The organism is Cellulosimicrobium cellulans (assembly GCF_001722485.1).
Classification (GTDB): Bacteria; Actinomycetota; Actinomycetes; order Actinomycetales; family Cellulomonadaceae; genus Cellulosimicrobium; species Cellulosimicrobium cellulans_A.
Map to the genome: position 1 here is coordinate 1 of NZ_LWGL01000151.1, position 7,513 is coordinate 7,513.

The 7,513-nt window shown below is 73.3% G+C and carries 5 protein-coding genes and 1 pseudogene; 3 read left to right on the top strand and 3 right to left on the bottom strand.

Features of this window, described 5'->3' with window-relative positions; translation table 11 throughout:
• Both JZ5iCDA_RS19005 and JZ5iCDA_RS13890 read left to right on the top strand, forming a co-directional pair.
• Positions 1-188 (top strand): annotated as a pseudogene (locus tag JZ5iCDA_RS19005) (PadR family transcriptional regulator); the annotation flags it as partial.
• A 30-nt stretch (positions 189-218) separates the two neighbouring features.
• Positions 219-1,034, top strand: coding sequence for a DUF4097 family beta strand repeat-containing protein (locus JZ5iCDA_RS13890; RefSeq protein WP_069387704.1), 816 nt, complete (start codon positions 219-221; stop codon positions 1,032-1,034).
• A gap of 82 nt (positions 1,035-1,116) precedes the next feature.
• Here the strand turns inward: JZ5iCDA_RS13890 and JZ5iCDA_RS13895 are convergent, their stop codons facing one another.
• Together JZ5iCDA_RS13895 and JZ5iCDA_RS13900 are read right to left on the bottom strand one after the other, a co-directional pair.
• Entirely contained in the window at positions 1,117-1,731 is a 615-nt protein-coding gene (locus JZ5iCDA_RS13895; protein WP_253182098.1) for a GDSL-type esterase/lipase family protein, read from the bottom strand.
• 106 nt (positions 1,732-1,837) lie between these two features.
• Positions 1,838-2,752 carry an aldose 1-epimerase family protein gene (locus JZ5iCDA_RS13900; protein WP_069387708.1) on the bottom strand — a complete coding sequence of 305 codons (915 nt, stop codon included), beginning with the start codon at positions 2,750-2,752 and terminating at the stop codon, positions 1,838-1,840.
• 108 nt (positions 2,753-2,860) lie between these two features.
• Between JZ5iCDA_RS13900 and JZ5iCDA_RS13905 the strand changes: the two genes are divergently transcribed.
• Positions 2,861-3,856, top strand: a complete 996-nt coding sequence (locus tag JZ5iCDA_RS13905; RefSeq protein ID WP_069387706.1) for an aldo/keto reductase — start codon at positions 2,861-2,863, stop codon at positions 3,854-3,856.
• Positions 3,857-3,994: 138 nt separating this feature from the next.
• Here the strand turns inward: JZ5iCDA_RS13905 and JZ5iCDA_RS13910 are convergent.
• Positions 3,995-7,513: multifunctional oxoglutarate decarboxylase/oxoglutarate dehydrogenase thiamine pyrophosphate-binding subunit/dihydrolipoyllysine-residue succinyltransferase subunit (locus JZ5iCDA_RS13910; protein WP_069387707.1), on the bottom strand; the 3,519-nt coding region annotated here is incomplete at its 5' end.

Here is a 7,513-nt window from a genome sequence, read left to right on the forward strand (position 1 = left end):
ACCGGCCCCGGGCCGCGGCCGCCTCGCGCCGCGCCGAGGCGGAGGCGCTCCTGCAGCGCTTCCGGGACGACGTGCGCGCCGACCTGCGCCGCGCCGAGGCCGCGGACGCCGTCACCGACCTCACGCTCGACACCCTGCGCACCGTGCTCGACGGCGCGCGCCGGGCGGTCCGGGCGACCCTGCGATGACCACCACCCCCACCGAAGGAGAGAGACCGCATGAGCACCGAGTCGTGGAGCATCACCTCCCCCCAGGACGTCGACGTCGCCGAGGTGCGCCGCGTCGTCGTCGAGCTCACCGACGGGTCGGTCGACGTCGTCGCCGACCCGGGCCGCGAGACCGGGGCCCGCGTCGAGGTCGCGGACGTCTCCGAGCGGCCGCTGCAGGTGAGCCAGCACGACGGCGAGCTGCGCGTCGGGTACGACTTCGCCGGCGTCGAGGGCCTCGTCGACCGCGCCAAGGGGATGCGCGACAAGGATTGCGCCGTCGTCCGGCTCGTCGTGCCGGCCCGGGTGCCCGTGAAGGTCACGACGGTGCGCGCGACGACGACCGTCACCGGCGCCGAGGCCGACCTCAGCGTGACGACCGCGACGGGCCCCGTGCGCGTCCAGGGCAGCTCGGGCCACGTCGCCGTCCGGTCGGCGTCGGCCCCGGTCGACGTCGCCGAGCACGTCGGGGACGCGCGCATCAGCTCGGCGTCCGGCGCGGTGACGGTGGCGGGGTCGCTCGGGCGCGTGTCCGTCAGCACCGTGACGGGCGGCGTCGAGGTCGTGGCCCGCGAGAGCACGCCGCTCGTCGACGCGCGCACCGTCTCCGGCGACGTCGGCGTCCGCCTGGGCGCCGCGACGCCCGTCAACGTCAAGGCGCGCAGCGTCACGGGCAAGGTCTCGCTCGACGGCGTGCGCCTGCAGAGCGCGGCCCGGCGCACGACGTCCGTCGACCACGCCGACCGGCCCGCCGACCAGCCGGGCGTGGGGTCCGCCTACGTGTCCGCGAGCACCGTGTCGGGCGACCTCGCCGTCTCGCGCGCCTGAGCGCCCCGCGCGGACCAGCGCACCGAGGGCCCGTGCCGGGACCGCCTGGCACGGGCCCTCGTTGCGTGTCGTGACTTCCTGGTCAGACCGTGTCGTCCGGCAGGCCCAGCCACGCGTGCCAGCCGGTGTGGAGCACGAGCCACGCCATGAGCCCGTAGCCCGCCTGCCCCGGGAAGCCGTTGCCGCTCTGCGCGAGGTCCGCGAGCCACTGCTCGTGCGTGACGAGCGGGCTGAACGTGTCGACGTACGGCACGCGCCGCCGGTTCGCGACGTCGGCGAACGCGTTCGACAGCTCGGCGAGCCGGTCCGCGTCCTTCGGGTGCCCCGGGGGCGGCCCGACGACGAACGTCGGCAGCCGGCGCGCCTCGGCGACGTCGAGCATGTTCGCGAGGTTCAGGCGCGAGCGCGCGACCGAGAGGCCGGCGTCGAGGTCGTGCCGGCCGAGGCCCACCACCAGGCGGTTGTCCACCTCGGGCTCGAGCGAGAAGCGCCGCGCCGTCTCGGCCTCCCAGCGCTGGCTCAGGGCCGTCGTGGTCTCGCCGGGGATGGCGAGGGGGAAGACGTGCGCGGGCCGCGGGAAGCGGGTGCGCGCGACGACGCGCCCCGCCCACCCCAGGGCCTTGGCGTCCCCGACGCCGGCGCTCAGCTCGTCGCCGACGACGCAGATCCGAACTTCTCGCTGTGCCGCGTCCTCCACGGGTGTCATTCTCCCCGACGGCGGGAGCGCGCGGCGATCCCGTCCGGTTCGTCCGGCGTGTCGGTGCCGTGCCGAACGCCCGGCCTGCGCGCGGGGGCGGTCGGGCTCAGAGGAGCGTGGCGCCCCACGTCACCTCGTGGGACTCGCCGGTCGCGAGGCGCACGAGCCGCTCGCCCGTGCGGAAGGCGTCCGCGATGCAGCTCATGGGCTCGGCCGCGACACCCGTGCGCCGGAACGCGACGTCACCGACGTGGTCGCCCGTGCAGATCTGCCACGTGTCCATCGAGGCGTCCATCCACACGGCGGCGGTGCGGCCGTCCGGGGCGCCGAGGCGGATCCAGGACAGGCCTGCGTCGTCGCGCAGCACGTCCACGTACGCGTCGTCGAGGTCGACGCCCTGCAGCGAGCGCGTCTCGCGCAGGTCGAACGCGCCGGCCGCCGGCTCCGTGCCCGTGGGCAGGAGGCGGTCGTCGGTCGTGACGCGGGTCGTCGCGTCCAGCCGGATGGTGCAGTCGTCGAGGTCCGCCCCGGCGGGGGACAGCCACGGGTGGAAGCCGACGCCGTACGGAGCGGTGCCCGCGCCCGCGTTGGTCGTGCGCACGTGCACGCGCAGGCCGTCGTCGTCGAGCGAGTACGTGGCGCGCGAGACGAGCGCGAACGGGTAGCCCGGCGTCGGGACGAGGCGCAGCTGGAGGGAGACCGACGCGTCCGTGTGCTCGACGACCTCCCAGCGCTGCCAGCAGGCGAGCCCGTGGAGGGCGGTGCGGCGCTCGAGCTCGTTCACCGGGAGCTGGTACGTCGTCCCGTCCACCTCGTACTGCCCGTCGCGCAGCCGGTTGGGCCACGGCAGCAGCACCGCCGCGTTGTACGCGGGGGAGACCTCGTCCTCGGCGAAGGGCACGAAGACCGGGCGCCCGCCGACGGCGTACTCGCGCACCGCCGCCCCGACCTCGGTGATCGTGGCGACGTGGTCGCCGTGGGAGATGCGCAGCTGGGCGCCGGAAGGAGCGTCGATGTTCACGCGCACATACGCTACTCGGCGTTGCGGGGTGCACGTGGGGCGTCCGCCCGTCAGACTCGGTGCCCGGGTGCGTGCACCGTCGCGCCCGTGGCAGGAGGAGGAGAGACGATGGAACGACGGGTGCTCGGACGCACGGGACGGCTCGTGTCGGTCGTGGGGCTGGGGACGTGGCAGCTCGGCGCCGACTGGGGCGACGTCGACGAGGACGACGCCCGTGCGGTGCTCGACGCCTCGGTCGAGGCGGGAGTGACGTTCTTCGACACCGCGGACGTCTACGGCGACGGCCGCAGCGAGCAGATCATCGGCGGCTACCTCGCCGACAACCCCGGGCACGGGATCACCGTCGCGACGAAGATGGGGCGCCGCGAGGCGCAGGACCCCGACAACTTCACGCTCGCGAAGTTCCGCGAGTGGACCGACCGCTCGCGCCGCAACCTGCGCACCGATCGCCTCGACCTCGTGCAGCTCCACTGCCCGCCGACCGCCGTCTACTCGCGCGACGCGGTGTACGACGCGCTCGACACGCTCGTCGCCGAGGGCGCGATCGCCTCCTACGGCGTGAGCGTCGAGACGGTCGACGAGGCGCTGACCGCGATCGCCCGTCCGCACGTCGCGACCGTCCAGATCATCCTCAACGCGTTCCGCCTCAAGCCGCTCGACGCCGTCCTGCCGGCCGCGTCCGACGCCGGGGTGGGCATCATCGCGCGCGTCCCGCTCGCGTCGGGCCTGCTCTCGGGCCGGTACACGCGCGAGACGACGTTCGCCGCGGACGACCACCGCACGTATAACCGCGACGGCAGCGCGTTCGACGTCGGCGAGACGTTCTCGGGGGTCGACTACGAGACCGGCGTGCGCGCGGCGGGCGAGTTCGCGGCGGTGGTGCGCGACACCCTGGGCGAGCGGCTCACGCCCGCGCAGGCCGCGATCGCGTGGGTGTGGCAGCAGCCCGGCGTCTCCACGGTCATCCCCGGCGCGCGCAGCGCCGAGCAGGCGCGCGCGAACGCCGAGGCCGGCGGCGCCGACGTGCTGGGACCGCTGTTCGCGTCCGGCGTGCGCGAGATCTACGACGCCTACCTGCGGGACAAGATCCACGACCGCTGGTGAGGCGGACCGCCGGGCGCCGTCGCGGCGCCCGGCGGCGAGCACCGGCAGCGAGCACGACGAAGGCCTCCTCCCGGAGCGGGAGGAGGCCCTCGTCGTGCTCGGCGCGTACCTGGCCGGAGCCGGGCCGCGCCGTGCGCGTCAGCGGGTGAACGCCTGCCCGAGGAGCACGGCCTGCTCGGCCTGGTGCTTCTTCGCGGTGCCGGCGGCCGTCGAGGCCGATGCGGGCCGCGACACCACGCGCACGCGCGGCAGGTCCTCCGGCAGGTTGATGTGGACGAAGGACCAGGCGCCCTGGTTCTCCGGCTCGTCCTGCACCCACACGACGTCCGCGTCGCCGTACTTCGCGATCTCGGCGCGGATGCCCTCGACGTCGAGCGGGTAGAGCTGCTCGAGACGGACGATCGCCGTGGCCTCGTCGCCGCGCTTGGTGCGCTCGGCGAGGAGGTCGTAGTACACGCGGCCCGTGCACAGCAGGACGCGGTCGACCTTCGCCGGGTCTGCCGCGGCGTCGCCGATCACGGGCCGGAACGTGCCCTGCGTGAAGTCCTCGACCGGCGACGCGGCCGCCTTGAGGCGCAGGAGCTGCTTCGGCGTGAAGACGACGAGCGGGCGGCGCGGGCGTGCGTACGCCTGCCGACGCAGGAGGTGGAAGTACGACGCGGGCGTCGACGGCTGCGCGATCGTCATGTTCTCCTCGGCCGCGAGCTGGAGGAACCGCTCGATGCGCGCGGACGAGTGGTCCGGCCCCTGGCCCTCGTACCCGTGGGGGAGGAGCATGACGACGGACGAGTACTGGCCCCACTTCTGCTCGGCCGACGAGATGAACTCGTCGATGACCGTCTGGGCGCCGTTGACGAAGTCGCCGAACTGCGCCTCCCACAGCACGAGCGCGTCGGGACGCTCGACGGAGTAGCCGTACTCGAAGCCGAGCGCGGCGTACTCCGACAGCGAGGAGTCGTAGACCCAGAACTTCGCCTGGTCCGCCGAGAGGTACAGCAGCGGCGTCCACTCGGCGCCCGTCTCGCGGTCGTGCAGCACCGCGTGGCGCTGGACGAACGTGCCGCGGCGCGAGTCCTGGCCCGCGAGGCGGACCGGGGTGCCCTCCATGAGGAGGGAGCCGAAGGCGACGAGCTCGCCGAAGCCCCAGTCGATGCCGCCCTCGACGGCCATCTGCCGGCGCTTCTCGAGCAGTTGCGCGAGCTTGGGATGCACCGTGAAGCCCTCGGGCGGCGCGACGTGCACCTGGCCGATGCGCTCGACGACGCCGGGGGACACGGCGGTGCGCCAGCCGACCATCGTGCCGGCGTCCTCGCGCTGGGACTCGGGGCGCTCGAGGCCGGCGACCGGCTCCGTCGACGCGGGCGGGGTGAAGCCGCCCTCCTTCGTCTCGGTGAACACGCGCTCGAGCTGGGCCTGGTAGTCCTGCAGGACGTGCTCGGCCTCCTCGATCGTGATGTCGCCGCGCGCCACGAGGTTCTCGGTGTAGAGCTTGCGGACCGAGCGCTTCGCCTCGATGAGGTTGTACATGAGCGGCTGCGTCATCGACGGGTCGTCGCCCTCGTTGTGCCCGCGGCGGCGGTAGCAGATGAGGTCGATGATGACGTCGCGGTCGAACTGCTCGCGGAACGCGAAGGCCAGCTCGGCGACGCGCACGCACGCCTCCGGGTCGTCGCCGTTCACGTGGAAGATCGGCACCTGGTAGCCCTTGGCCACGTCGGTCGCGTACGTCGTCGAGCGCGACGACGACGGCCCGGTGGTGAAGCCGACCTGGTTGTTGACGACGACGTGGACGGTGCCGCCCGTGCGGTACCCGCGCAGCTGCGCCAGGTTGAGCACCTCGGGCACGACGCCCTGGCCCGCGAAGGCCGCGTCGCCGTGGATGAGGATCGGCAGGACGGAGAAGCCGTCGCCGCCGAGGTCGATGCGGTCCTGCTTCGCGCGCACGATGCCCTCGAGCACCGGGTCGACGGCCTCGAGGTGGGACGGGTTCGCCGCGAGGTAGACCTTCGTCGTCGCGCCCGACTCCGCGGTGAACGTGCCCTCGGTGCCGAGGTGGTACTTGACGTCGCCCGAGCCCTGCACGCTCTTCGGGTCGAGGTTGCCCTCGAACTCCGCGAAGATCTGCGCGTAGCTCTTGCCCGCGATGTTGGCGAGCACGTTGAGGCGCCCGCGGTGGGCCATGCCGATGCCGACCTCGTCGAGCCCGTTCTCGGCGGCCTTCGACAGGATCGCGTCGAGCAGCGGGATGAGGGACTCGCCGCCCTCGAGCGAGAAGCGCTTCTGGCCGACGAACTTCGTCTGGAGGAACGTCTCGAACGCCTCGGCGGAGTTCAGGCGGCGCAGGATGCGCAGCTGGTCCTCGCGCGGCGTCCGGGCGTAGCCGGACTCGAGGCGCTCCTGCAGCCACTTGCGCTGCGCGCGGTCCGCGAGGTGCATGTACTCGACGCCGACCGTGCGGCAGTACGAGTCGCGCAGCAGGCCGAGGACGTCGCGCAGCGACGACTTCTGCTTGCCGCCGAACCCGCCCGTCGGGAAGGTGCGGTCCAGGTCCCACAGCGTCAGGCCGTGGTTCTGGATGTCGAGGTCGCCGTGCTTGCGCTGGCGGTACGCGAGCGGGTCCGTGTCCGCCATGAGGTGGCCGCGCGAGCGGTACGAGTGGATGAGCTCGGCGATCTTCGCCGGCTTGGCCGCCTCGATCTGCGCGTCCGTCGTGTTGTCGCGGACCCAGCGCACCGGCTCGTACGGGATGCGCAGCGCGGCGAACACGCGGTCGTAGAAGCCGTCCTCGCCGAGGAGCTTGCTCGACAGGATGCGCAGGAACTCGCCGGACTGCGCGCCCTGGATGATGCGGTGGTCGTAGGTCGACGTGATCGTCAGGACCTTCGAGATGCCGAGGTGGGCGAGGCGCTCGGTCGAGGCGCCGGCGAATTCCGCCGGGTAGTCCATCGCGCCGACGCCGATGATCGTGCCCTGGCCCTGCATGAGGCGCGGCACGGAGTGGACCGTGCCGATGCCGCCGGGGTTGGTCAGCGAGATCGTGGTGCCCGCGAAGTCGTCGACCCCGAGCTTGTTGCCGCGCGCACGGCGCACGAGGTCCTCGTACGCCGACCAGAACTGCGCGAAGTCCATCGTCTCGGCCTTCTTGATGCTCGGCACGAGGAGCTGGCGCGAGCCGTCCGGCTTGGCGAGGTCGATCGCGAGACCGAAGTTGACGTGCGCGGGCTGGTTGACGGCCGGCTTGCCGTCGAGCTCGGTGTAGCTCGCGTTCATCACCGGCATGTCGGCGAGCGCCTCGACGAGCGCGAAGCCGATGAGGTGCGTGAACGAGATCTTGCCGCCGCGGCCGCGCGCCAGGTGGTTGTTGATGACGATGCGGTTGTCGACCATGAGCTTGGCCGGCACCGCGCGCACCGACGTCGCGGTGGGCACCTGGAGGCTCGACTCCATGTTGGTGACCACGCGCGCGGCGGGGCCGCGCAGCTTCTGCACGTCGTCGACGGCCTCGCCCTCGTCGCTCGGCGCCCCGGGGACCTTGCGGGCCGGGACCTGCGCGTAGGGCGCGGTGGCGGGCTGCGCGGTCGCGACCGGCTCGGCGGCGCGGACGGCCTCGGCCGCAGCGTTGACCTCGGGGTCGGCGGGCAGGGTCCGCGGCGTCAC